At 68.8% G+C, this 23,674-nt stretch carries 22 protein-coding genes; 14 read left to right on the top strand and 8 right to left on the bottom strand.

All coding sequences use genetic code 11. The features are described from left to right. Positions 1-54 precede the first annotated feature (54 nt). Entirely contained in the window at positions 55-768 is a 714-nt protein-coding gene (gene deoD / locus ACI3KT_RS05750) for a purine-nucleoside phosphorylase (RefSeq protein ID WP_292910545.1), read from the bottom strand. A gap of 119 nt (positions 769-887) precedes the next feature. Here deoD and putP point away from each other — a divergent pair, with 119 nt between their 5' ends. Beyond that, positions 888-2,402, top strand: a complete 1,515-nt coding sequence (putP, locus tag ACI3KT_RS05745; protein WP_307293877.1) for a sodium/proline symporter PutP — start codon at positions 888-890, stop codon at positions 2,400-2,402. A gap of 10 nt (positions 2,403-2,412) precedes the next feature. Here the strand turns inward: putP and ACI3KT_RS05740 are convergent, their stop codons facing one another. After that, on the bottom strand, positions 2,413-3,069 hold the full coding sequence (locus tag ACI3KT_RS05740) for a DNA alkylation repair protein (RefSeq protein WP_404903011.1): 657 nt from the start codon (positions 3,067-3,069) through the stop codon (positions 2,413-2,415). Positions 3,070-3,217: 148 nt separating this feature from the next. Here ACI3KT_RS05740 and ACI3KT_RS05735 point away from each other — a divergent pair, with 148 nt between their 5' ends. Both ACI3KT_RS05735 and ACI3KT_RS05730 read left to right on the top strand, forming a co-directional pair. Beyond that, positions 3,218-4,663 (top strand): glycosyltransferase, encoded by a 1,446-nt coding sequence (locus ACI3KT_RS05735; RefSeq protein WP_404903009.1) that lies wholly within the window; start codon positions 3,218-3,220, stop codon positions 4,661-4,663. After that, on the top strand, positions 4,660-4,869 hold the full coding sequence (locus ACI3KT_RS05730; RefSeq protein WP_292910537.1) for a hypothetical protein: 210 nt from the start codon (positions 4,660-4,662) through the stop codon (positions 4,867-4,869). Before ACI3KT_RS05735 ends, ACI3KT_RS05730 begins: the two co-directional genes overlap by 4 nt. Here the strand turns inward: ACI3KT_RS05730 and ACI3KT_RS05725 are convergent. Further along, on the bottom strand, positions 4,831-5,580 hold the full coding sequence (locus ACI3KT_RS05725) for an EAL domain-containing protein (protein ID WP_404903008.1): 750 nt from the start codon (positions 5,578-5,580) through the stop codon (positions 4,831-4,833). The two genes, ACI3KT_RS05730 and ACI3KT_RS05725, sit on opposite strands and share 39 nt — an antisense overlap. 72 nt (positions 5,581-5,652) lie before the next feature. Between ACI3KT_RS05725 and ACI3KT_RS05720 the strand changes: the two genes are divergently transcribed. Next, the gene (locus ACI3KT_RS05720; protein WP_292910533.1) at positions 5,653-6,657 is read left to right on the top strand and encodes a diguanylate cyclase; all 1,005 of its coding nucleotides are present in this window, start codon (positions 5,653-5,655) and stop codon (positions 6,655-6,657) included. 12 nt (positions 6,658-6,669) lie between these two features. Here ACI3KT_RS05720 and ACI3KT_RS05715 read toward each other — a convergent pair whose 3' ends face one another. Further along, positions 6,670-7,704: an FUSC family protein gene (locus tag ACI3KT_RS05715; RefSeq protein WP_404903006.1), complete on the bottom strand. Its 1,035-nt coding sequence runs from the start codon at positions 7,702-7,704 to the stop codon at positions 6,670-6,672. Between the two features lie 173 nt (positions 7,705-7,877). Between ACI3KT_RS05715 and ACI3KT_RS05710 the strand changes: the two genes are divergently transcribed. From ACI3KT_RS05710 to ACI3KT_RS05670, 9 genes are all read left to right on the top strand, one after another. Further along, positions 7,878-8,942, top strand: a complete 1,065-nt coding sequence (locus tag ACI3KT_RS05710) for a DUF998 domain-containing protein (RefSeq protein ID WP_404903005.1) — start codon at positions 7,878-7,880, stop codon at positions 8,940-8,942. 201 nt (positions 8,943-9,143) lie between these two features. Beyond that, positions 9,144-9,365 (top strand): hypothetical protein, encoded by a 222-nt coding sequence (locus ACI3KT_RS05705; RefSeq protein ID WP_404903003.1) that lies wholly within the window; start codon positions 9,144-9,146, stop codon positions 9,363-9,365. An 11-nt stretch (positions 9,366-9,376) separates the two neighbouring features. Next, the gene (locus ACI3KT_RS05700; RefSeq protein WP_404903002.1) at positions 9,377-12,445 is read left to right on the top strand and encodes an AAA family ATPase; all 3,069 of its coding nucleotides are present in this window, start codon (positions 9,377-9,379) and stop codon (positions 12,443-12,445) included. Positions 12,446-12,561: 116 nt separating this feature from the next. Beyond that, positions 12,562-12,765 carry a cold-shock protein gene (locus ACI3KT_RS05695; RefSeq protein ID WP_017831237.1) on the top strand — a complete coding sequence of 68 codons (204 nt, stop codon included), beginning with the start codon at positions 12,562-12,564 and terminating at the stop codon, positions 12,763-12,765. Positions 12,766-13,020: 255 nt separating this feature from the next. Further along, positions 13,021-14,067 (top strand): ABC transporter substrate-binding protein, encoded by a 1,047-nt coding sequence (locus ACI3KT_RS05690; RefSeq protein ID WP_292910653.1) that lies wholly within the window; start codon positions 13,021-13,023, stop codon positions 14,065-14,067. An 8-nt stretch (positions 14,068-14,075) separates the two neighbouring features. Further along, on the top strand, positions 14,076-15,119 hold the full coding sequence (locus tag ACI3KT_RS05685) for a FecCD family ABC transporter permease (protein ID WP_404903001.1): 1,044 nt from the start codon (positions 14,076-14,078) through the stop codon (positions 15,117-15,119). Between the two features lie 140 nt (positions 15,120-15,259). Further along, positions 15,260-16,270 carry a FecCD family ABC transporter permease gene (locus tag ACI3KT_RS05680; RefSeq protein ID WP_404903321.1) on the top strand — a complete coding sequence of 337 codons (1,011 nt, stop codon included), beginning with the start codon at positions 15,260-15,262 and terminating at the stop codon, positions 16,268-16,270. Further along, complete coding sequence (locus ACI3KT_RS05675; RefSeq protein WP_404902999.1) at positions 16,267-17,067, top strand: ABC transporter ATP-binding protein; 801 nt, start codon at positions 16,267-16,269, stop codon at positions 17,065-17,067. Before ACI3KT_RS05680 ends, ACI3KT_RS05675 begins: the two co-directional genes overlap by 4 nt. Next, positions 17,057-18,010 (top strand): siderophore-interacting protein, encoded by a 954-nt coding sequence (locus ACI3KT_RS05670; RefSeq protein ID WP_404902997.1) that lies wholly within the window; start codon positions 17,057-17,059, stop codon positions 18,008-18,010. Before ACI3KT_RS05675 ends, ACI3KT_RS05670 begins: the two co-directional genes overlap by 11 nt. A 168-nt stretch (positions 18,011-18,178) precedes the next feature. On the opposite strand, the gene ACI3KT_RS05665 is transcribed toward ACI3KT_RS05670, so the two are convergent. Beyond that, positions 18,179-19,021 carry an alpha/beta fold hydrolase gene (locus ACI3KT_RS05665; protein ID WP_404902996.1) on the bottom strand — a complete coding sequence of 281 codons (843 nt, stop codon included), beginning with the start codon at positions 19,019-19,021 and terminating at the stop codon, positions 18,179-18,181. A gap of 96 nt (positions 19,022-19,117) precedes the next feature. On the opposite strand from ACI3KT_RS05665, the gene ACI3KT_RS05660 reads away from it, so the two are divergent. Beyond that, complete coding sequence (locus ACI3KT_RS05660) at positions 19,118-19,678, top strand: TetR/AcrR family transcriptional regulator (protein ID WP_404902995.1); 561 nt, start codon at positions 19,118-19,120, stop codon at positions 19,676-19,678. A gap of 135 nt (positions 19,679-19,813) precedes the next feature. Here ACI3KT_RS05660 and ACI3KT_RS05655 read toward each other — a convergent pair whose 3' ends face one another. From ACI3KT_RS05655 to kdpC, 3 genes are read right to left on the bottom strand one after another with little or no spacing between them, the layout of a single operon-like run. Then, entirely contained in the window at positions 19,814-20,485 is a 672-nt protein-coding gene (locus ACI3KT_RS05655) for a response regulator (RefSeq protein WP_292910665.1), read from the bottom strand. Beyond that, positions 20,482-23,055 (bottom strand): ATP-binding protein, encoded by a 2,574-nt coding sequence (locus ACI3KT_RS05650; RefSeq protein WP_404902993.1) that lies wholly within the window; start codon positions 23,053-23,055, stop codon positions 20,482-20,484. Before ACI3KT_RS05650 ends, ACI3KT_RS05655 begins: the two co-directional genes overlap by 4 nt. Next, on the bottom strand, positions 23,052-23,654 hold the full coding sequence (gene kdpC, locus ACI3KT_RS05645) for a potassium-transporting ATPase subunit KdpC (protein ID WP_404902991.1): 603 nt from the start codon (positions 23,652-23,654) through the stop codon (positions 23,052-23,054). Before kdpC ends, ACI3KT_RS05650 begins: the two co-directional genes overlap by 4 nt. Positions 23,655-23,674 lie beyond the last annotated feature (20 nt).

Genomic DNA, 23,674 nt, shown 5'->3' with positions numbered 1-23,674 from the left:
CCGGCATCCGTCCTGACCTCGGCGTGAACCGCGAGAGCGGAAGGGGTGTGCCGCTCAGACCGCTGTCGCCGCCTGCAGGGCGATGCGGATCATGTCGCCGAAGGTCTGCTCGCGCTCCTGCGCGGTCGTCTCCTCGCCGGTGATGATGTGATCGGAGACGGTGCAGATGCTCAGCGCCCGTCGGCCGTAGTACGCCGCGAGTGTGTAGAGCCCGCTCGTCTCCATCTCGACGCCGAGCACCCCGTGCTGCACGAACGGCTCGGTCAGCTCGGGTCGTGTGCTGTAGAACTGGTCGCTCGAGAACAGCAGTCCCACGTGCACGGCGGACTCGAGCGGTTCGGACTCGCTCGCCTCGACCGCGGCCCGCAGCAGCGGGAAGTCGGCGACGGGGGCGTAGTCGAGTCCGTGGAACCGCACGCGGTTGATGCCCGAGTCGGTGCATGCGCCGTTGGCGATGATGATGTCGCGCACCTTCAGCTTCTCCGTCAGCGCGCCGCATGAGCCGACCCTGACGATGGTCTGCACATCGTAGGAGTCGAACAGCTCGTTCGCGTAGATCGCCATCGACGGCTGGCCCATGCCAGAGCCCTGCACCGAGACCCGGTGGCCGTTCCAGGTGCCGGTGAAGCCCAGCATCCCCCGTGTCTGCGTGTACAGCTCGGCGTCCTCGAGGAACGTCTCCGCGATCCACCGGGCCCGCAGCGGGTCACCTGGGAAGAGGACGATGGGGGCGATCTGGCCGGGCTCTGCGGCGATGTGCGTGCTCATGGCCTCAGCGTAGCCAGCGCCTGTGCACGCCGCGCCGCGCAGAGGGTTGGCGCCGGCATCCGTCTCTGACACCATCGGAGCACGGATGCGGTGACCTGCGCCGCACAGGAGGGACGACGATGTCCGATCAGATCTTCATGTACGTGGCGCTCGGCGTGTACTTCGCCGGGATGCTCCTCATCGGCTACATCGCGTTCAAGCGCACGGACGATCACGAGGACTACATGCTCGGCGGGCGCAACCTGCCGCCGTGGGTCGCGGCGATCAGCGCGGGTGCGGCCGACATGTCGGGGTGGCTGGTGATGGGCCTTCCCGGCGCCATCTACGCCGCAGGTCTCATCGAGGCGTGGATCGCGATCGGTCTCACGATCGGCGCCTACCTGAACTGGCGTCTGGTCGCGCCCCGCCTGCGGGCGTACACCGAGGTCTCGCGCAACTCGATCACGATTCCGAGCTACTTCGAGAACCGCCTCCGCGACTCGACCCGCTCGCTCCGGGTGGCCTCAGGCCTCATCATCCTGGTCTTCTTCACGCTCTACATCTCCTCGGGCATGGTCGCCGCCGGTGTCTTCTTCGAGAGCTCCTTCAACGGCGACTACATGTTCGGGATGCTCCTGGTCGGCGCGATCACGCTGCTGTACACGCTGTTCGGCGGCTTCCTCGGTGCGTCTCTCACGGATGTCGTCCAGGGCCTGATGATGGTCATCGCGCTCGTCGTGGTCCCGGTCGCGGCCGTGATCGCGATCGGCGGACTGGGCGAGACGAGCACGCTCATCGCCGACACCGCGGGTGCCGGACACCTCTCGCTGCTCGGGGGCACCGCCGTCACCGGCGGGACGATCCTCGCGATCGTGTCGGCGCTGGCCTGGGGGCTCGGCTACTTCGGTCAGCCGCACATCATCGTGCGCTTCATGGCGTTGCGCACCCCGCAGGAGGCGAAGAGCGCTCGCCGCATCGGCATCTCGTGGATGGTGGTGTCGATGCTGGGCGCCGTGGTGTCGGGCCTCGTCGGCATCGCGTACATGGCGCAGCGCGGCATCGAGCTCGACAATCCCGAGACGGTCGTGCTGCTGATGTCGCAGACTCTCCTGCATCCGTTCGTGGCCGGCCTCGTTCTCGCCGCTGTGCTCGCGGCGATCATGAGCACGGTCTCGAGCCAGCTCGTGGTGTGCTCGTCCGCCCTCGTCGAAGACCTCTACAAGGTGGCGCGCAAGACGCCTCCCTCGCAGAAGCGGCTCGTGCTGATGGGGCGGCTCGCGGTGCTCGTCGTCGCGATCGTGGCGATCGTCCTCGCGATCAGCCCGAACGACTCGATCCTCGGACTCGTGTCGTTCGCCTGGGCGGGCTTCGGCGCCGCGTTCGGCCCGATCATCCTGCTGAGCCTGTTCTGGCGCAAGCTCACCAACTGGGGCGCGCTCGCCGGCATGTTCGTGGGCGCTGCGACGGTGTTCATCTGGAAGGCGCTGAACACCGGGCTGTACGAGCTGCTCCCCGCATTCGTGCTCGCGTTCGTCGCGGCGATCGTGGTCAGCCTGCTCACCTACAAGCACAACGAAGAGATCCAGCAGGAGTTCACCGACACCGGAGCGATGCTCGCCGTGCCCCGGCCGCACGCGGTCGGCGACACCCCGTGAGCGCCTCGACTCAGCCCTGGCGACGCACGATCTCGCCGATCCACGCGGGTGCGAACGGCGAGGTGCAGCCGGGCGCGGTCGGGTAGTCGGCGAGCACCTGCAGGCGCTCGCCGATGTCGAGAGCCCTGGCTCTCAGGCTCGGGTGGTGGATGCCGATGGTCGCGAGCGTCTCGTTCATGGCCCACTGCTTGCGCGATGGAGCATCTTTCATGTCCCGCTCGATCTCGTCGAGAAGGGCGTCGAGGTCGAGCCCCGTGGGAGACTTCGCGACGCGCACCGACGTCAGCGACCAGCCCGCCGCGGCGACGGTGTCGTCCCGATCGCCCATCCATCCCTCGCGCAGCTCTTCGGCGAGCGGCGTCTTCTTCAGTACGTAGTTCACGAACCAGTCGTTGACCTTGGGCGGCTGCGGTTCGCGAAGCATCTCGTCGAGATCGGATGCCTCGAACTGCCGCGGAGAGCAGATCAGCAGAGCCAGCAGCCGTGCCGGTGTCTCGCCGGTCGCCCACAGCTCTCGAGCCAGCTCAGGTGAGGTCTTGATCTTCTTCGCCAGCGTTCGCAGCCTGGCGAGGTTCATGCCGTGATCGTCGCCGCGCTTCTCGTTCGCCGCCCGCACCTTCGGGTCCTCGAGCGCGGCGAGCTCGGCCAGGGCTTCTTCGAGCGTCATCCGTCCAGGCTATTCGCCTCGGGTCGCGTGGACGGCGTTTCCTGCGCATGAATGGCCCGATCTGTGCGATTCGAACGGCCGCCCGCACGAGACGTGGGAGGGTTGCGTGTGAGGGAGGGCGCAGACGCGTCATGTGGAGGGGTTCGCAGTGAGCAGGTTCTTTCAGAGGTCCGTCGGACTGGCGGTGATCTTCGTCGTGCTTCTTGGTGCGGGGCTGCTGGTCTGGGGCATCGTCGTCACCGATCCGCCGGCCCTGTGGGACCCGGTGCATCTGACGCTCGCCGGCATCTGGCAGCTGATGTACAGCGCCGAGCTGCCGAACCTCGGGGTCATGGCGGCAGCCCTCGGGCTTGCGCTGCTGATGGTGCTCTTCGTGGTGATCAGCGAACGCGTGGTCGCCAGCCGCTACCGCAAGGCCGGCACCGAGGTCACGAAACTGACCCTCGCGCCGCGCACGGTGATGGAGCGCACGCGCGGCGTGTTCGCGGGAGAGGTGACCGTGACGGTCCTGATCCCGGCTCACAACGAGGAGAAGTCGATCCCCGCGACCCTCGTCTCGCTCATGCAGCAGAGCACACCGCCCGACCGCATCCTCGTAGTGGCAGACAACTGCACCGACCGCACGGTGCAGGTCGCCAAGGAACACGGCGTCGACGTCTTCGAGACGGTCGGCAACACGCACAAGAAGGGCGGCGCGCTCAACCAGGCGCTGCAGAACCTGCTGCCGACGCTCGGCGACAACGACACCGTGATGGTGATGGACGCCGACAGCCAGATCGGCGACGACTTCCTCACCGAGGCGATCCGGCGGTTCACCGAAGACCGCGCGCTGATGGCCGTGGGCGGACTGTTCGAGGGCGAAGACGGGCACGGGCTGCTCGGTCAGTTCCAGCGCAACGAGTACATCCGCTACCAGCGGGAGATCCGCCGCAGGAAGGGGCGCGTGTTCGTGCTCACCGGCACGGCGTCGGTCTTCCGCGCCTCAGCCCTGCGCGCGGTCGCCGAGGCGCGCGGCAGCCAACTCCCGGGCATCAAAGGCGAGGTGTACGACACCTTCGCCCTCACCGAGGACAACGAGCTCACGATCGCGCTCAAGTCGCTCGGGGCCCTGACGATCTCACCTGTCGCGTGCACGGTCGTCACCGAGCTGATGCCGGGGTGGCGGATGCTGTGGGCTCAGCGCCTGCGCTGGCAGCGGGGCGCTCTCGAGAATCTCGGCGAGTACGGGTTGACCCCGCAGACGCTGCGGTACTGGGCGCAGCAGATCGCGATCGGCTACGGCGTACTGGCGCTGTTCAGCTACTTCGCGCTGATCCTGCTCATGATCCTCGCGATGGACACCTGGGTGTGGTTCCCGTTCTGGCTCGGCATCGGTGTGCTGTTCGCGATCGAGCGCACCGTGACGGCGTGGAAGGGCGGCTGGCGGGCGCGCCTCGTCGCCGTGCTCATCTTCCCCGAGCTGATCTACGACTGCTTCCTGAACCTCGCATTCCTCAAGGGCGTGTTCGAGATCGCCTTCGGCCGCAGGGCCACCTGGAAGCACGTGGATCACGGCGGGGCGCCAGCCGACGCCGCGAAGGAGGTCTCCTCATGATGGTCGGAACCGGCATCCTGCTGCCCGAGGAATGGCTGCAGACCGAGTGGTTCAGCGTGCTGGCGACGTTCGTCGCGATCAACACCCTGATCTACGTCGTGCTCGGTGTGATCAAGATCATCCCGAAGTTCCGCCTGCGCCGCTCGTACAGCGGCGCGAGCAGGAGGTCAGAGACCAGGAGCATCCACCCCGATGCTCCGGTGTAGATCGGCGAGCAGCTCGCCGATCTGAGAGGCCGAGGCGGGGTAGCCGAGATGGTAGCCCTGGGCGTAGTCCGAGCCGAGCTCGCGTGCACGCTCTACCTGCTCCGCATCGGACACACCCTCGACCAGCACGCTCGCTCCGGCGGAGCGGGCCGCGGCCAGAAGGGCGGCGAGCCGGGTCTTCGCGTCGTCGTCGTCGGCGACCTGCCAGAACAGTGCGCGATCGATCTTCACGACGTCCGGTTGGAGAACCGCGATCCGTCCCTCGTCAGCGCACACAGCGCCCGCGTCGTCGACGAGAAGGCTGCCGCCGAGGCTGGTCACCCTCTCGCGGACGGCGCTCAGGTCGGCTGTCGTGGCGCCCTCGTAGATCTCCAGCCCCCACGGGCGGGTGAGATCCCGCAGCATGTCGGCCAGCTCCGGGCGCAGCATCGTCCCCCCGGAGGCGTTGAAGGTGACCGACATCCCGGCGGGAAGCTCGCTCATCGCCTCGATCGCCTGCTCGATCAGGAGAAGCTCGAGCTCTGCTCTGATGCCCATCGATCCGGCCCGGTCGAGGTGGAGGGGCGGAGGCGCCCCGTCTTCGAAGCGGGCGAGCGCCTCGAACCCCACGACGCGCCATTCTCGGAGGTTCACGATCGTCTGGAAGACGATGTTCGCGCGGGGGAACTCGGCGAGGATCCCTGCAGCGTCTGCGCGCCCGCGACTTGTCACGGTTCACCTTATACCCCGCGGTGTGAGCGCTCCGAGTAGGCTGGACGAGAGGCGCGCACCTGGGGAGGATGCATGGTCGTTCAGGACATCAGAGCATCCGACGCGGAGGATCTCCGCTGGTTGCGCTTCGGCTGGCTTCGCTCGATCAGGGAGCGGACTTCGACGTTCTCGGTCGTCACGGCGACTCTGCTGCTCTACTTCGGAGCGCTCGGAATCTTCGAGATTTTCGAAGACGACCTGACACTGTTCGAACGAGCGCTGTCGGGGGGTACCACCCTCGCGTGCTTCGCGGTGTTCGCGATGGTCGCGTTCTTCGGTGTCGAGCTGCGACCGTGGGTCGGTGTCGCGCTGATCGCCGCTCACGCTCTCGTCTCGGTCTACTACCTCGGCTTCTCGGATGAGCGGCAGAACGCGATCGCGGCGTTCCAGGAGCTGCCGATCATGGCCATGTACTTCTCCTGGTTCTACGGCGCCAAGACCGCCCGCGTCGGTGTTCTGTCGATCATCGTCGTGGTGGGCGCCGCCACCTGGTTCGGGCCCTTCACCGGTGTGGGCGCCCTTCTCGGACCGGTCAACATGCTCGCCGCCGGACTGTTCACGTGGATGTGTCTCGAGGCGGGGATCTTCATGCGTCACCGCATCCGTCTCGAATCGCACTCCGACGAGCTGACCGGTGTGCTCAACCGCCGCGGTTTCGAGGCGAAGATCACGGCCGAGATCCGTCGCGCGGTGCGTCACGATCGCCCGCTCAGCGTCGCGGTGCTCGATCTCGACAAGTTCAAGGACGTGAACGACGAGGCCGGCCACGCCGCCGGCGACTACGTGCTGCGCGCGGTGTCGTCGCACTGGATGTCGCTGTCTCGCTCGACCGACCTCGTCGGGCGGCTGGGCGGCGACGAGTTCGCCATGCTCATGCCCGAGACGGATGCCGACGAGGCGCGCGCATTGATGATCAGGCTGCGCGAGTTCACGCCGCATCCGTGGTCGTGGGGTGTCGCCCAGGTGCGCCCGGATGACACGGCCGCGTCCGTCATCGCCCGCGCCGACGCGGCCATGTACGACGACAAGCGCCGCTGAGCGCTGTCGGGCTCAGTCTTCGTCGACGAGCTCACCGCGGATGCGCCGCAGATCCTCCATGAGCGATCCGATCAGGATCCAATGACCGGATGCCGGAGGTTTCACCACGAGCGGCGCGGTCAGGGCCGGGATCACCGAGGTGAGAGTGTCGGGTTCGGGGGCGACGTCGGCGATCTGCACCGCGAGGCGGACGTCGTGGCCGGCGCGGCGAAGCTGCTCGGCGATCGCGGTGACGGCGGGCTCCAGCCCGATCGAGTCGTCGTAGTGGTCGAAATAGGCGCGGGTCATGCCGATCGTCTGCGTGACGATCGGCGACAGCCGCTCGAGGAGCGCGCGCATCTCGCGCAGATCTTCGCGGTGCGCCGAGCGCCGAGGGTTGAGGGTGAGCGACTCCTCTCCGGCCGCGATGGATGCCGCGGCGGCATCCTTCATCGGGCGCAGCAGACGCACCTCGACCATCAGCTCCTGCAGGCGCTGCGGCGTCTGCGGTTCGGGGAGCGCGGCGGCGAGACGATCGAGGCTCGCGGCCAGTTCGGCGCCGAGCAGCCCGAGGTCGCGCCGGGCGGGGCCGGTGAGAACCGGCGGCACGATCAGCGCGTTCACGACGATGCCGATCACGACGCCGATCAGGGTCTCGACGATGCGCGCCAAGGCGTAGTCGGGTGTCGAGCCCAGCGCCAGCACCAGCATCGCCGAGATCGCGACCTGGTTGCCGGTGCCCGGGGTCGCGCGGAACGCCCAGGCGATGAGCATCGCCACCACGATCGCGAGCAGCACGATCCAGCTCGGCGTGCCGAGCAGGAGCCCCAGCGACACCGCGATGACGACCCCGACGATCACGCCGATGCTGCGTTCGAGCGCCTTCGACAGAGACTGGTTCACGCTCGGCTGCACCACGAGCAGGGCGGCGATCGCCGCGAACACCGGGAGCTGGCCCGGCACCACCCAGCCGGCGAGCAGCCAGGCCGCGATCGTCGCTGCAGCCGACTTCACGACCTGGAGCAGCGGAGAGCGCCTGGTGGCGCGGATCGCGGCGGGGATGCGCATGGCTCAACGGTACTCGGGCGGCGGCATCCGCTCTGGCGCGTCCCGTCCGTCGGCTCAGATTCCGTCTGCACGCCCAGAAGCCGGCTTTCGACCTGCGGACGGGATCTGAGCCTGCAGGCGGGACGGAGAGAGCGCGCTGGTCGGAGGACTCCGGGCATGCTTCGATGGGAGGCATGGACGACCGGGAGCAGCAGTGGCGGCTGCAGAACGAGACCGAGGCCGTCTGGGCGACGGTCGGGTCGTTCGTCCTGGGTGCAGTGACCGGCATCGTGCTGCTCATCGGCGACCCGCGCCCGCTGACGGGGCCGCAGTCGCTCGCCATCCCGGTGGCCGCCGTGGGTGGGGTGGTCGCGGCATCCGCCTTCGTCGTCAGCACCGTGCGGCATCACAGGGGCGAGACCGTGCCGATGCCCCGGTGGCAGAGCGTGATCTCGAACCTGTCGGCGATCGCTCTGACGGTCGTGTTCGCCGCGATCACCGCGATGGGAGCGCTGCTCGCCCTGCAGATCCTCGCCATCGGTCTGCAGGGGTTGCAGCTGGGAGCGGTGGGCGGCGGCGTGTTGGCGGGGGTCGTCGCCGCCGTGGGAGGGCGCTTCGCATACGGTGCAGGGATCGGCCTGCGTACGGCGGATCTCGCCGGCATCCTGTTCGGATTCCTCGCCCTCGGCACGCTGTTCGCGATGTCGACGGCCGCCGACCCCCGTTGGTGGGAGCACAACTTCTCGACACTCGGTGGAGGAGCGGGCGCGTGGGCGTTCAACGGCACGCTCGTCGTCGCCGGTCTCATCATCGCCACCGTGGGCTCGTACGTCGGCCGAGATCTGCACCGGATGCTGGGCGACGACGCTCTGCCCCGTATCGCGCCGATCGTCGTGCTCTGGGCGCTCACGGGCGCAGCGCTCGCCGCGATCGGCCTCCTGCCGCTCGAGCGGGTGCCTGTCGCGCACAACATCGTCGCCCTCGGCGCGCTCGCGCTCTTCGTGCTGGCGGCCGTCACGACGGCACGGGTGTTCCCCGGTTCGCCCCGAGCGCTGGTGATCACGACGATCGGGCTGATCGCCCTCGTCGGAGTCTCGGTCATGCTGTGCTTCGCCATCGGGCTGTTCGGGGTCACGGCGCTCGAGGCGATCGTGATCGGACTCGGGATGCTGTGGATGCTGACGCTCGTGCGCGTGCTCGCGGTGCTCGCGCCGTCGCAATCGCGTCCCTCCGCCCGCATGAATGTCCTGCGTCTCTGATCGCTGCACCAGCGTGCGGGGTCGAGTGCACGGCCTGTCGCCGAGTGCACGACACGTCGGCACCGATCTGCCGTGCACTCGGCGAGTTCACGTGCAGTCGACGCGCAGATAGGGAGCCAGCGCGCGAGAGATAGGGAAGGTGTCGGATGCCGGCGGGCCGCCTCAGAGCGGAATGTAGGGGTACCGGAGAAGGAGAACCCCATGTACGAGCACCCGTATTACCAGTACACCCGTTTCGAGCAGGAAGAGCTGGCGCGCCGAGCCGAGCTGCACCGCTTCATCGCCGAGCACTCGGATCAGATCGTGGCCAGGCCGGAGGGTCCGATCGGACGGATGCTGCGCCGCATCGGCGCCGCGTTCGGACGCCGCAGCGGTCGTGCCGCGCAGCGGCAGACACCGTGCGAACCGGCCGTCGCCCGTTGACCCTGGCTGCCTTGCCCGCGAACGGGGTCGTTCCCGCGACCGACATCGTTCCCGCGACCGACATCGTTCCCGCGACCGACGCCGTTCGCGGGACCGCTGTCGCGCGGTCGACGCGAGCCGCAGCATCCGTCGCCACGGGACCGACCACGCCGCAGACCCCCGATGTCGGCGCGGGGTGGCACGATGAGAGCATGCCTCCGTTCGCGCCCAGCGCTCCGATGGTCGGTCGCGACTCCGACCTCGCTCGCGCGCACGCGCTGTTCGAGCGTGCGAGCGAAGGAACGCCCACTGCGCTGTTGATCGAGGGCGAGGCGGGCATCGGCAAGTCCCGATTGCTGCGCGAGTTCGCCGACGACATCGCGACTCGCGCCGACATCCATGTCGGCTGGTGCCTCGACCTCGGCGCGGCTCGTTCGCCCTACGGTCCCCTCACCGGCATCCTGCGCTCGATCGTGCAGACCCTCGGCGACGATAGAGTCCGCGACGCCGTCGGTTCGGGTGTCGATGCGCTGGCCATGCTGCTTCCCGATCTCGCCCCTCAGGCCGATCGTGCGAGCACCAGTCCCGAGCGCCTGCGCGACGCGATTGCGAGCCTGATCGAGTGCGCCGCCGAGCGTGCTCCGCAGGTCCTCGTGGTCGAAGACCTGCACTGGGCCGACGAGTCCACGCTGGCCATCCTGTCTTTCCTGCTCCGTGCACTGGGCCGGGGGCGCATCATGCTGCTGCTGACCTCTCGATCCGACGATGTGCGCCGCGGCGACGCCGTGAGCCGCTTCATCGGCGAGGCCACTCGGGCGCGCCTGCTCGAGCGCGAGGCCCTCGAGCGGCTCGACATCGACGCCGTGCGCGAGATCGCCGAGCAGGTGACCGGGCACGCCCTCAGCCAGGGCGCGCTCGAGCGCATCTACGACCGTGCCGAAGGGGTGCCGTTCTTCGTCGAGGAGATCGCCTGCTGCTCCACGGCTCCGATCCCCGACGGGCTCCGCGATCTCCTGCTCGCCCGGTTCGATCGACTCGGCGACGACGCCCGAAGGGTCGTGCAGGTCGCGTCGGGCGCAGAGCGTCCGCTCACGCATCCGCTGCTCGAGCGGCTCGTCGGCTTCGCGGATGAGCGGCTCGACGAAGCCGTGCGTGAGGCTACGCGCAGCGGCATCCTTGTCGTCATCGACGACGGCTACCGGTTCCGGCACGCGCTGCTGCGAGAGGCGGTTCACGACGACCTGCTGCCAGGCGAGCGCTCTCGCCTGCACCGCACGTACGCCGAGACCCTCGAAGCGCAATGCGACGGCAGCGACTCCGCCGACGCGGCAGCCCTCGCCTATCACTGGCAGCTCGCACAGGACGACCGCAAGGCCCTGTCCGCGGCGGTCGACGCGATGCTCCATGCGAAGGCGCGCTTCGCGTTCGCCAGCGCCGCGCGCTTCGGCGAACTTGCGCTCGGAGTGTGGTCGCAGGTGTCCGATCCCGAGCAGTCCGCCGGCATCGCCCGACTCGATCTGCTGCTCGTCCTGGGGTCGATTCTGCGCAACGCCGGCGACGGCGAACGTGCGCTCGCCGTGGTGACTCTCGCTCTGTCCGAACTCGACCCGACGACCGTCGACCCGCGCCTGCACGCCCGCCTGCTGCGCGACAAGGCCTACTACACGATGAACCTCGGCCGTCCAGGCGCCATCCCGCTGCTGCACGAGTCTCTGGCGATCCTCGACGAACGCGTCGACGACGACCGCCTGCGCGCCACTGTTCTCAACAACCTCGCAAGCCGATACATGATCGCCGGCGAGCTCGATCGGTCCTATGAGCTGGGCGTCGAAGCAGGTGCCTTCGCCGCTCGCGCCGGTTCGGACGACGAGTCGTCCATCGCGGCCAACGTGCGTGCGGCCTCTCGCGCGCACCGGGGAGACCTCGCCGAGGGCATCCGAGAGTATGAGCAGGCGCGCGCACTCGCCAGAGGGTCGACGGCCGATCTGCGGTATCGCGTCAACTACTCCGACCTGCTGACCCTGCTCGGCCGCTACCGCGAGGCCGTCGCGCTCGCGGAAGACGGGCTGGCGCGCTCGCGTCGTTTCGGCGTCGAGCGCACCTCGGGGTCGGTGATGACTCAGAACATGGCGGTCCCGCTGCTCGAACTCGGCGAGATCGAGCGCGTGGAGGAGATGCTCGCACGCGAGCTCTCGCAGAACACGCTGCGGGTGTTCCGCATGTACACGACCATGACGCGCGTGCGGCTGCTGTCGTGGCGCGGGAGGCACGAGGAGGCCGCCGAGCTCCTGCGGGAATCGCTGCCGGCATTCCGTGAGACGGGGACCGTCGAACGTCAGATCTGGTACGACATCGTCGTGATGACGGTGGCGGTGGCCGAGAGCAGTGGCGATCTCGAGGGCGCGCTCGCAGCGATCGTGCAGATGCTCGCCGACGAAGGCCCGCGGCTGCTCCACCAGCGCCGGCTGCTGCTGCAGTCGGGATGGATCATCGCCCAGCTGCGCGCGCAGGGGGTCGAGGTCGCTCAGGCGGTCGAGGCGATCCGCGCCGCATGGCGGGCCCAGCATCCGCAGCTTCAGGGCGACGCTTGGGAGGGCATCCTCTTCGCACTGCTCGACCCGACCGCGCAGCGGCTCGAAGCGGCGCTGTCCGTCGCCGACGGCGACGACGTACCGGTCACGTTCCGCTCGGTCCTGCGCCTGGAACTCGCCCGTTTGCGGGTGCGGGAGGGCGACAGGGCGACGGCGGGTCGGCTGCTGGCAGAGGCTGCCGCGCACGCGGAGCGCATCGGTCACGAGCAGCTCCGTCGCGAAGTCAGCGGGTTCATGGCATCCGCCGGGCTCGGCGCGCACGAATCGTCGGATGCCGATGCGCTCACCGCCCGCGAACGCCAGGTGCTGGATCTGATCGCCGAGGGCCTCAGCAATCGGCAGATCGGCGAGCGGCTGTTCATCAGCGTGAAGACCGTGAGCGTGCACGTCTCCGCCGTGCTGCGCAAACTCGGTGTCAGCACGCGCACCGAAGCCGCCGTCGCGGCGCAGCGAACAGCTGTCGAGCGGAGTGCTCCTCGGGCCGACGACGGCGTTCGTCTCGTCGGATGAGGACACCGATGTTCTCGTTGTCAGCCAGCCGTGGTACGGTGACCGAGTACGCGTGTCGAAAGTTCCGACACGGTGCAGATCGCGAAAGCGGTCATTTCAACAGAAAGTAGAAACACATGGCCACTGGCACTGTGAAATGGTTCAACGCGGAGAAGGGCTTCGGCTTCATCGCTCCTGATGACGGCTCGGACGACCTCTTCGCCCACTACTCGGCAATCGCCGGCTCCGGTTTCAAGGAGCTCCGCGAGAACCAGAAGGTCGAATTCGACGCTGAGCGTGGCCCCAAGGGCATGCAGGCGGCGAACATCCGCGCTCTCTGAGCGCGCGCTGACTTCCTGACCGGCCGGACCCTTCGGGGTCCGGCCGGTTCTGCGTTTCCGGGAGGGATGTCGCACGATCCGAATCGTGTGCGAACGCCCGGTCGGCTCGGGCGCCATCCGCCCGCGATCTCCAGAGGGTCGAGCAACTGGGTTAGGGTCGCCTAAGGCGATGTGTTAGGTTAGGCCAGGCTTACCAAAGCCTCGGTGCAGCGTCGCGCCACGTCCCCCTGACTCAAGAACCCGAAGGGAACGCTCGTGCGTATCTCCCGTGTCCTCGCGCTCGGCGCAGCCGCAGCTCTCGCCCTCAGCCTCAGCGCCTGCGCGACCCCGTCCGCCGACAGCGATGCAGCCGGTGCGGCATCGGCCTCCGAGACCGCAGGCGTCGTGCCCGACGGCACCTTCCCCGTCACGATCGAGCACGTCTACGGCGAGACCACGATCCAGAAGCAGCCCGAGCGGGTCGCGACCGTCGCCTGGTCCAACCAGGAAGTGCCGCTCGCTCTCGGGATCGTGCCGGTCGGCATGGCGAAGGTCACCTGGGGAGACGACGACGGCGACGGAATCCTGCCCTGGGTCGAGGACAAGCTCGACGAACTCGGCGGTGACACTCCAGTGCTGTTCGATGAGACCGACGGAATCGACTTCGAGGCCGTCGCCGACACCAAGCCCGACGTGATCCTCGCCTCCTACTCCGGCCTCTCGCAGGAGGAGTACGACACGCTGTCCAAGATCGCACCGGTCGTGGCCTATCCAGATGTCAAGTGGGGAACGTCGATCGACGACATGATCGCGATGAACTCGAAGGCGATCGGCCTGTCGACGTCGGGTGAGAAGCTGATCGACGACCTGCAGGCAGAGGCGGATGCCGCGCTCGCCGCGCACAGCGTGCTGGCCGACAAGAAGCTGCTGTTCTCGTACATCGACCCGTCCGACCTCAGCCAGATCGGCTTCTACAACGCGATCGACACCCGTCCCGGTTACCTGCACGACAACCTCGGCCTGCCTTTCCCCGCGATCGTGGAGGAGAGCGCCGACAGCACCGAGTTCTACCAGGCGGTGAGCTCGGAGGAGGCCGACAAGTTCAGCGACGTCGACGTCTTCGTGGTGTACGGCGACGAGTCGGTCATCCCCGTGCTGCAGGCCGACCCGCTGCTGTCGAAGATCCCCGCGATCGCCGAGGGCCGCATCGCGACACTGGGCGAAGCCACCCCGCTCGCGGCCTCCGCCAACCCTTCGCCGCTGTCGATCGGCTGGGGCCTCGACGACTACCTGGCTGCGCTGGCCGCTCCGCTCGCCGGCTGAACCGGGCAGTGACCGCTGCGACAGCATTCGCACCGGGCGTCGCACGTCTGCGGCGCCCGGTCGCGGTGCGCACCCTCTGGCTTCTCGCAGGGGTCGGCCTGATCGCCCTGCTGAGCATCCTCTCGGTGTCCTTCGGCGTGCGCGCCGTGTCGCTCGCCGACATCGTCTCGGCGCTCTCCGGGCATGACGACACGATCGCGCAGGCGGCGATCATCAAGCGCGTCCCCCGCACGGTGCTCGCGATCCTCGTCGGCTCGGCGCTCGCTCTCGCCGGTGCGACCATGCAGGCGGTCACCCGCAACCCCATCGCCGACCCCGGAATCCTCGGTGTCTCCAGCGGCGCCGCTCTCGCGGTGGCCGCCGGCATCGCCTTCCTGGGCCTCACCGACGCCTACGGGCAGATGGCGCTCGCCATCGGCGGCGCCGCGCTCGCCGCCACCTTCGTCTACACGGTCGGCTCTCTCGGACGCGGGGGTGCGACTCCGCTGAAGCTGGCGCTCGCGGGGGCGGCGACCTCCGCCGCCTTCGCCTCTCTCATCAGCGCGATCATGCTGCCTCGAGTCGATCTGCTGCAGTCGTTCCAGTCGTGGCAGGTCGGCGGGGTGGGTGGCGCGGAATGGCCGCGCATCGCCGTCACCGCACCGGTTCTCGCGATCGGCGCGCTCATCTGCTTCGCGAGCGCTCGCGGCATGAACTCCCTCGCCCTCGGCGACGACATGGCCGCCGGCCTCGGCGAGCATGTGTTCCGCACCCGTCTCGTCTCCGCGCTCGGAGCGGTCATCCTGGCGGGCGCCGCGACCGCCGTCGCCGGACCGATCGGGTTCGTCGGACTCGTCATCCCGCACGTATGCCGGATGCTGATCGGAACCGATCACCGCTGGCTGCTGCCCTTCTCGGCTCTCGCAGGCGCCGCGCTGCTGTTGGCGAGCGACATCGTGGGCCGGACCATCGCGCCGTCCTCCGAGGAGATCCAGGTCGGCATCGTGACCGCGGTGATCGGCGCTCCGTTCTTCATCTGGATCGTGCGTCGGCAGAAGGTGCGTGAGCTGTGACCCTTCGCTCCCCGCGCACCACTCCAGGCATCGCTCCGCGCTACCCGGAGCCTCCGGGGCGCGTGGGCCCGACTCAGGGACCCAGGGGTCGAGAGGCCCAGGGCACCGGCGGCGTCCGTGACCGTGACCGCGTCGCGGCCATCATCGCCGGTCGCAGGGCACGGCACCGCCGTCACGCGATCGCCTCGATCATGCTCGGCGTCGTGCTGGTGATCCTCTTCCTCCGTGCGCTCATGTTCGGCAACACCTTCTACGCACCCGACGAGGTGTTCCGCGTGATCGCAGGCCAGACCGTTCCCGGGGCCTCCTTCACCGTCGGCGAGCTGCGACTGCCGCGAGCCGTGCTCGCCGTGCTCGCAGGCCTCGCGTTCGGCATCGCGGGTGTCTGCTTCCAGACGCTGCTGCGCAACCCGCTGGCCTCGCCTGACATCATCGGGATATCCGACGGCGCGGGCGCCGCGGCCGTGATCGGCATCGTCGTGCTGTCGCTGAACGGCCCCGTCGTCTCTGCGCTCGCCCTGGTCGGCGCGCTGGTGACGGCCGCCCTCATTTACATCCTCTCGAGCAAGAACGGTTTCGCCGGCACGCGTCTGATCCTGATCGGCATCGGGATCGCGGCGATGCTGCAGAGCGTGATCTCCTACGTGCTCTCCCGCGCCGCGAACTGGGACATCCAGACGGCGATGCAGTGGCTCACCGGAAGCCTCAACAACGCGTCATGGGAGCGGGTGATCCCTCTCGCGATCGCGGCCGGGGTCGTCGTGCCCGTGATGCTGCTGCAGGGGCGAGGGCTCGGAGCCATGCAGCTCGGCGACGACTCGGCATCCGGTCTCGGGGTGAGGGTGAACCTCACCCGCATCCTGTTCATCCTGGGCGCCGTCGCGCTGCTCGCCTTCGCGACCGCCGCGACCGGACCGATCGCGTTCGTCGCCTTCATGGCGGGGCCCATCGCCGCCCGCCTCACCGGCCCCGGCGCGAACCTGCTGCTGCCGAGCGCCCTCGTCGGCGCGGTGCTCGTGCTCGGGGGCGACCTGATCGGCCAGTTCGCGTTCGGTGAGCGCTACCCGGTCGGCGTCATCACCGGGGTGCTCGGCGCCCCGTATCTCATCTACCTGCTCATCCGCACCAATCGCTCGGGAGGCTCTCTGTGACCGAGGCGCATACTCTGACGGCCGAGGCCGTCACTCTCGCCTACGGCGACCGCACGGTCATCGACGGGCTCGACCTGAAGATCGCGCCCGGCCGCATCACGACGATCGTGGGCGCGAACGGATGCGGCAAGTCGACGCTGCTGAGGTCGCTGGCTCGCCTGCTGTCGCCGACCGCCGGTCAGATCGTGCTCGACGGCAAGTCGGTGCATGCGCGTCCGAGCAAGGAGGTCGCGCGCGTGCTCGGCCTGCTGCCGCAGTCGCCGGTCGCCCCGGAGGGCATCGCGGTCGCCGATCTGGTGGGCCGGGGGCGGCATCCGCACCAGAAGATGCTCTCGCGCTGGACGGCGCACGACTACGAGGTGGTCGCCGACGCACTCGCCGCGACCGGCACGACGGATCTGGCCGATCGCAGCGTCGACGAGCTCTCGGGAGGGCAGCGTCAGCGGGTCTGGATCGCGATGGCCCTGGCGCAGGAGACCGACATCCTGCTGCTCGACGAACCGACCACGTTCCTCGACGTCGCACACCAGGTCGAGGTCCTCGATCTTCTCACCGACCTCAGCGTCGCCCGCGGCACCACGATCGTGATGGTGCTGCACGATCTGAACCTGGCCGCGCGCTATGCCGACGAGATCGTCGCGATGAAGAACGGCCGGGTGCACGCCGCCGGCGCCCCGAGCGACGTCGTCACCGCAGAACTGGTCGAGGAGGTCTTCGGCCTCGCCAACCACGTCACCACAGACCCGGTCTCAGGAAAGCCGCTGGTCACACCTATCGGGAGGCACCATGTCCGCTGAGACCACCACCAAGGCCCGCCCGACCTACGTGCTCGCGCTCACCGAGGTCCGGGCCGTCGAGAGGCTGTCGCCGAACTTCGTCCGCGTCACTTTCGGCGGAGAAGACCTCGACGAGTTCGGCACTGTCGGCGACGTCTTCGACGCCCGCATCAAGATCGTCTTCCCGCCCGAGCCCTACGCGATCCCCGCGATCGATCGGGAGTCCGACGACTGGTGGGGCTCGTATCTCGCGGTGCCCGAGGAGGAGCGCGGATCGATGCGCACCTACTCGGTGCGCGAGCTCAGAACGGTGGATGCCGGCACCGAACTGGTCGTCGACTTCGTGCTGCACCTGCAGCCGGGCCTCACCGGACCCGCGTCGCTGTGGGCGAGCACCGCCCAGGTCGGCCAGCCCGTGTTCATCGTGGGACCTCGCCGAGGAGTCCCCGCCGCTGAGCACGGAGGCGCCGAGTACGCACCGGGCGCGGCCCGATCGGTGCTGCTGGCGGGAGATGAGACGGCGGCTCCGGCCATCGCTCGCATCCTCGAAGATGCTCCGCGCGACCTGCGCGGCACCGCGTTCATCGAGGTGCCGACAGCATCCGACGTCCTCGACATCGAGGCGCCCGCCGGAGTCGAGGTGACCTGGCTGCCGCGCCTCGCCGGTGCCCCGCACGGCTCCGCACTCATCCCGGCCGTGCTCGCCTACCTCGGTGACGTCGATGCGGCGATCGAGGTGCGCGATCTCGAGGGCGAGGATCTGCTCTGGGAGACTCCCGACTACTCGGGACTCGGCGAGGAGATCGCGCCCGCATCGGCGTCGGTGGAGCGGTACTTCTGGATCGCGGGGGAGAGCGGCGTCGTGACGACTCTGCGTCGGCACCTCGTGAAGGATCTCGGCATCGACCGCGCGCAGGTCGCGTTCATGGGGTACTGGCGCCGCGGCGTCGCCATGCGCGGCTGAACGTCGGCGATCTCGACGGGCGCGCTCGCTCGCGTCGCAGCTGTTGACGCCTCCGGCCCCGCGCCTCCCGACCTGAAAACAGGTCAACCGCACGAGATCAGGACGGAATCCGCAGATTCATCCTGATCTCGCGCGGTTGACCTGTTCTCGCGACGGGATGTCAGCGTGTCAGCGTGCGAGGAACCCCGTCAGCGCGGCGTTGACCTCGTCGGCGTGCGTCCAGAGGAGACCGTGCGGCGCGCCCTCGACCTCGACGTACTCGGCCTCCGGAACCGCCTGGTGGAACCGGCGGGCGGTCGCGTCGATCGGCAGGATGTTGTCCTTCGTGCCGTGCAGGATGAGGGTCGGCTTGCCGGCGGCGCGCACGGCCTCGACGTCGCCGCGGAAGTCTTCGATCCAGGAGGGGACGACGGCGTAGGCGGCGACCGGCGCGCTGGTGACCGAGAGGTTCCAGTTCGCGGCGACGACCTCCGGGCTGATGCGCGTTCCGAGGTTCTCGTCGAGGTTGTAGAAGTCCTTGTAGAACTGCGTGAACCAGGCATAGCGATCGCCCTTCGCGGCTGCTTCGATGCCGTCGAAGACCTCCTGGGGAACCCCCTCGGGGTTGTCGTCGCGCTGTACGAGGAACGGCTCGAGCGACGCGAGGAAGGCGAGCTTCGCGACCCGGTCGTGGCCGTAGCGGGCGACGTAGCGGGCGAGCTCGCCCGTGCCCATCGAGAATCCGACGAGCACGACGTCGCGCAGGTCGAGCGTCTCGAGCACCGTGTTCAGGTCGGCGGCGAAGGTGTCGTAGTCGTATCCGCCGTTCACCTTCGAGGACTGGCCGAACCCGCGGCGGTCGTACGTGATGACGCGATAACCCTGGGCGAGCAGCTCGCGGGTCTGGCGCTCCCAGCTGTGGCCGTTGAGCGGGTAGCCGTGGATCAGCACGACGGGCTGGCCGGCGCCCTGGTCTTCGTAGTACAGCTCGATGGCGGTGCTGTTCTCGTTTCCGACGGTGATGTAACCCATGATACCGATCCTCTCGATTCGGCGAGAACGATCGTTCTCGCTGCGATGAATCCCAATCTAGAGAACGATCGTTCTCATGTCAAGTACACTGATGACATGACCGAGGAAGATGCACGGGAGCGGGTGCTCGCCGCCGCCGAGGAGCTCTACTACCGCAAGGGTTTCGCGGCCGTGGGCATGGATGAGCTGCGGACGGCCGCCGGCGTGTCGCTGCGCAGGCTGTACGCCCTGTTCCCCGCGAAGAACGACATCGTGGCTGCCGTGCTGCAGCGCAGGCACCAGCAGTGGGAGTCTGCACTGTCGGCAGCGGTGGCGGATGCCGGAGCCGATCCCCGCGACCGGCTGCTGGCCGTGTACCGCTACCTCGAGGACTGGTTCTGCGCCGGCGACTTCCGCGGCTGCGCCTTCATCAACGCGTTCGGCGAGCTCGGCGGCACGAACCCCGAGGTCGCGGCGATCGTGCGCGAGCACAAGGCGTCTTTCCAGAAGTACATGGCGGGCCTCGTCGCCGAGATCGGAGCGCCGACGTCGCTCGCCGCGCAACTCTCGATCCTCGCGGAGGGAGCGCAGAGCACAGCAGCCATCTCCGCCGACCCGCAGGTCGCGGTGCAGGCGCGCAGCGCCGCCGAGGTGCTCATCGACGCTGCGATGGCGTAGCCGAGGCATCCGCTCGCGGCCTCCGCCCCGCTCCCTCTCAGCACGAGAACAGGTCAACCGCGCCAGGTGAGGACGATTCGGCGGATTCCCTCCTGCTCTCGCGTGGTTGACCTATCGCGAGGAGGGCGGAACGGCTCAGAGGACGAGCCGGTAGCCCATCCCCGACTCGGTGAGCAGGTGAACCGGTTCGCTCGGCGACTGTTCGAGCTTCTTCCGCAGCTGCGACATGTACAGCCGCAGGTAACCCGAGTCCGACACCTGCTCGCTGCCCCAGATCTCCTTCAGCAGGTCCTGTCGGGTGACCAGGGCGCCGGGATGCCGTGAGAGATGCTCGAGCATGCGCCACTCCGTCGGAGTCAGATGAACCCGGGATCCGCCGCGCGTCACGGTCTTCGCGGCCAGATCGACGAGCACGTCGCCGAAGGCGACGGTCGACTCTCCTCCCGCCGGCACGGAACGACGCGACAGGGCGCGAAGGCGTGCGAGCAGCTCGTCGACCTGGAAGGGCTTCGTGACGAAGTCGTCGGCGCCGGCATCCAGCGCTTCGACCTTGTCTGCCGACCCCGTGCGACCGGAGACCACGATGATCGGCACGGTGGTCCATCCGCGCAGGGCCTGGATCACCTCGATGCCGTCGAGTCGGGGCATTCCGAGGTCGAGCATGATGATGTCGGGATGGGTCTGCGCGGCTGTCGCGATGGCCGCCGCGCCATCCGGCGCGACCACGACGTCGTAGCCGTGCGCCGACAGGGTGATGCGCAGGGCGCGCACCATCTGAGGATCGTCGTCGGCGATCAGGAGCTTCATTCCGCCTCCGGCTCGGTGGACCCTGTGGCAAGGGGCAGGGATATGACCATCGTGAGTCCGCCGCCAGGCGTGTCCTCGGGTGTCAGGCTACCGCCCATGCCGACGGTGAACCCGCGCGACAGAGCCAGCCCCAGTCCCAGACCGGTCGTGTTGTCGGTGTCGCCGTACCGCTGGAAGGGCTGGAACATCTCGTCGTGCCGCTCCACAGGAACGCCTTCGCCTCGGTCGATGATCCTGATCTCCGCGTGGTCGCCGAGCGCGCTCGTCGAGATGATCACGCGCGATCCTTCAGGCGCGTGCCGGTGGGCGTTGGCCAGCACGTTCACGATCACCCGCTGCAGCAGGACCGGGTCGGCGTGGACGGAGGGCAGATCGGGATCGAACACGAGATCGACGTCCGCCGGGCCGAGACCCAGCTCGTCGACGGCTGCGAGGATCGTGCCCGCGGCATCCATCCGCACGGCCGACACCGCGAGCACGCCGGCCTGCACGCGACTGACGTCGAGCAGATCCGTGACCAGGGTCGACAGGGTGGCCAGGCTCTCGTCGGCGGTCGCGAGGAGTTCGTCGCGGTCGGATGCCGACAGCCCGTGCGCGGCGCGCAGCCCGCCGATCGCCGCGACGGCCGAGGCCAGAGGGCGACGCAGGTCGTGGCTGACAGCCGAGAGGAGGGCGCTGCGCACCTGATCGGTCTCGGCCAGCGCTTCGGCTTCCAGCGCCGTCGCGCGCAGATCGGTGTGCTCCAGCGCGGCGGAGAGCTGCGCGACGATCGCGTCGAGCAGGCGGCGTTCCGGGCCGTCGAGAGGTTCGCCGTTCAGCTCGAGCAGGGCGCGGGGAGCGCCGGTGAGCGAGACGCCGACCGGCACAGTGGTGGCGCGCCCGTCGGCGACGGGTTCGCCGTCGCTCGCGAGCATCTCTCCTTCCGGCGACAGCAGGCGGACGCCGCTGAGGCTGAACGCCTCGCGCGTGCGACTGACCAGGGCCAGCACGGCGTTGTCGCCTCGCAGAACGTTGCCGGCCACCGCGGCCAGCAGCTCGGCCTCCGCCGCCGCTCTCTGCGCTGTGCGGGCCCTGCGGGCCGCCTGGTCGACGATGAGGCTCACGAGGATCGCGATGACGACGTAGAGTGCGAGCGCGAGGGCGTGCAGCGGGTGAGCCACGGTGATCGTGAACAGCGGAGCGACGAAGAGGAAATCCAGCGTGATGCCCGAGAGCACCGCGGCGAACACGGCAGGGCGCAGTCCGCCGACCAGCGACACGACGACCACGAGCAGCTGGTACGCGAGCACCTCTGCGGTGATGGACTCCGGACTGCGGTATGTGAACATCAGCCACGACAGGAGCGGCCCGAAGATCAGCGCGGTCGCGAACCCGAGGACTTCGCGCCGCCATCCGAGCGCGCCCCCCTTGAGGCGGGGTAGGACGACGCGTCCGCCTGCGGCCGCGTGCGTCACGATGTGCACGTCGATGTCGCCGGAGCGTCGGATGATCTCCGAGCCGATGCCGGGACCGGTGAGGGCGGCGGTGAGGCGGCTGCGGCGGCTCACTCCGATCACGAGCTGGGTGGCGTCTGCCCCCTGCGCGAACTCGACCAGGGTGCCCGGGATGTCGTCGCCGATGATCTGGTGGAAACTGCCGCCGAGCGATTCGACGAGCGATCGCTGAGCCGCGAGGGCTCCCGGTGTCTCATCGCGCAGACCGTCCTGCGCGCTGACGTGCACGGCGAGCAGTTCGCCGCCCGCCGATCGTGCGGCGATCCGGGCTCCGCGGCGCAGCAGCGTCTCGCCCTCCGGACCGCCGGTGAGCGCGACGACCACGCGCTCGCGCGCCTGCCAGGTTCCTTCGATGCCCTGTTCCGCCCGGTAGGTGCGCAGGGCGCTGTCGACCTCGTCGGCGAGCCAGAGCAGGGCGAGCTCGCGGAGGGCGGTGAGGTTTCCCAGACGGAAGTAGTTCGACAGCGCCGCGTCGATGCGCTCGGCCGGGTACACGAGACCCGCGGAGAGGCGGTCTCTGAGCGACTGCGGAGCGAGATCGACCACCTCGATCTCGTCGGCGCCTCTGACCACGGCATCCGGCAGCGTCTCCTGCTGTGCGATGCCGGTGATCTTCTCGACGACGGCGTGCAGCGACTCGATGTGCTGCACGTTCACGGTCGTGATGACGTCGATGCCCGCCTCGAGGAGCTCGTCGACGTCCTGCCAGCGCTTCGGATGCCGTGAGCCGGGGATGTTGGTGTGGGCGAGCTCGTCGACGAGGGCGATCTCGGGCGATCGCTCGAGCACGGCGTCCGGGTCGAGCTCGCTCAACTCGACGCCCCTGTGCACGGAGAGGCGTCGAGGGACCTCGGGAACGCCGATCGTCTGAGCCAGGGTCGCGGCGCGGCCGTGCGTCTCGACGACGGCGATCACGACGTCGCGGCCCTCCTGCAGCAGTCGGCGGCCCTCTGCGAGCATCTCGAAGGTCTTGCCGACTCCCGGCGCCGCCCCGAGCAGCACACGCAGGCGCCCGCGGCGCCTGGGTCCCTGAGCCGATCGGAGGGTCTGCTCCTGGCCCGTCCGCTCTGGGGTCATTCGCCCTCCCGGTCATCGAGTGCGAGGTTGAGTTCGGCGACGTTGATGCGCTCCTCGCCGAGGAATCCCAGATCCCGCCCTTGAATCCTAGACTCCACCAGGTCGCGCACCTCCTGCTCCGACAGGCCTCGGGCCTCGGCGACGCGCGGCACCTGCAGCAGCGCGTAGGCGACGCTGATGTGCGGGTCGAGGCCGGAGGCGGATGCCGTCACGGCATCGGCAGGCACCTGCGAGGGGTCGACGCCCTCTCGCTCGGCGATGGCCGCCGTGCGCTCCTGGATCGCGGTGGTGAGGTCAGGGTTCTCGGGTCCCAGATTGCTGCCGCCCGAGCTCGTACCGTCGTAGCCGTCTCCGGCCGCCGACGGGCGGGACTGGAAGTACTGCGGCAACGCGTGCCCGTCGGCATCCGTGAACGACTGCCCGATAAGAGAGCTTCCCTTCTCGTCGGCCAGAGGCGATCCGTTCGCCTGCCACGGCAGCAGCAGCTGGCCGATACCGGTGACGAGCAGCGTGTAGCCGACCCCCAGGACGAGCGTGAGCACGAGCATCGCGCGGATCGCGACACCCGTGGTGCGAAGTGTGGTGCGGGTGGAGGACATCGTGATTCTTCTTTCTGGGT

This window comes from Microbacterium sp. ZW T6_19, from assembly GCF_044987465.1.
In the GTDB taxonomy this organism is placed as follows: domain Bacteria; phylum Actinomycetota; class Actinomycetes; order Actinomycetales; family Microbacteriaceae; genus Microbacterium; species Microbacterium natoriense_A.
This window is presented reverse-complemented; position numbering and strand designations above follow the sequence as displayed.

Excerpts from the sequence above, each read along its gene's own strand:
- ACI3KT_RS05705 (WP_404903003.1), top strand. The coding sequence starts at position 9,144 with ATGTACGAGCACCCGTATTACCAGTACACCCGTTTCGAGCAGGAAGAG.
- ACI3KT_RS05695 (WP_017831237.1), top strand. The coding sequence starts at position 12,562 with ATGGCCACTGGCACTGTGAAATGGTTCAACGCGGAGAAGGGCTTCGGC.
- ACI3KT_RS05730 (WP_292910537.1), top strand. The coding sequence starts at position 4,660 with ATGATGGTCGGAACCGGCATCCTGCTGCCCGAGGAATGGCTGCAGACC.
- ACI3KT_RS05710 (WP_404903005.1), top strand. The coding sequence starts at position 7,878 with ATGGACGACCGGGAGCAGCAGTGGCGGCTGCAGAACGAGACCGAGGCC.
- ACI3KT_RS05665 (WP_404902996.1), bottom strand. The coding sequence starts at position 19,021 with ATGGGTTACATCACCGTCGGAAACGAGAACAGCACCGCCATCGAGCTG.
- deoD (WP_292910545.1), bottom strand. The coding sequence starts at position 768 with ATGAGCACGCACATCGCCGCAGAGCCCGGCCAGATCGCCCCCATCGTC.
- ACI3KT_RS05740 (WP_404903011.1), bottom strand. The coding sequence starts at position 3,069 with ATGACGCTCGAAGAAGCCCTGGCCGAGCTCGCCGCGCTCGAGGACCCG.
- kdpC (WP_404902991.1), bottom strand. The coding sequence starts at position 23,654 with ATGTCCTCCACCCGCACCACACTTCGCACCACGGGTGTCGCGATCCGC.
- ACI3KT_RS05720 (WP_292910533.1), top strand. The coding sequence starts at position 5,653 with ATGGTCGTTCAGGACATCAGAGCATCCGACGCGGAGGATCTCCGCTGG.
- ACI3KT_RS05715 (WP_404903006.1), bottom strand. The coding sequence starts at position 7,704 with ATGCGCATCCCCGCCGCGATCCGCGCCACCAGGCGCTCTCCGCTGCTC.
- ACI3KT_RS05655 (WP_292910665.1), bottom strand. The coding sequence starts at position 20,485 with ATGAAGCTCCTGATCGCCGACGACGATCCTCAGATGGTGCGCGCCCTG.
- ACI3KT_RS05660 (WP_404902995.1), top strand. The coding sequence starts at position 19,118 with ATGACCGAGGAAGATGCACGGGAGCGGGTGCTCGCCGCCGCCGAGGAG.
- ACI3KT_RS05670 (WP_404902997.1), top strand. The coding sequence starts at position 17,057 with ATGTCCGCTGAGACCACCACCAAGGCCCGCCCGACCTACGTGCTCGCG.
- putP (WP_307293877.1), top strand. The coding sequence starts at position 888 with ATGTCCGATCAGATCTTCATGTACGTGGCGCTCGGCGTGTACTTCGCC.
- ACI3KT_RS05650 (WP_404902993.1), bottom strand. The coding sequence starts at position 23,055 with ATGACCCCAGAGCGGACGGGCCAGGAGCAGACCCTCCGATCGGCTCAG.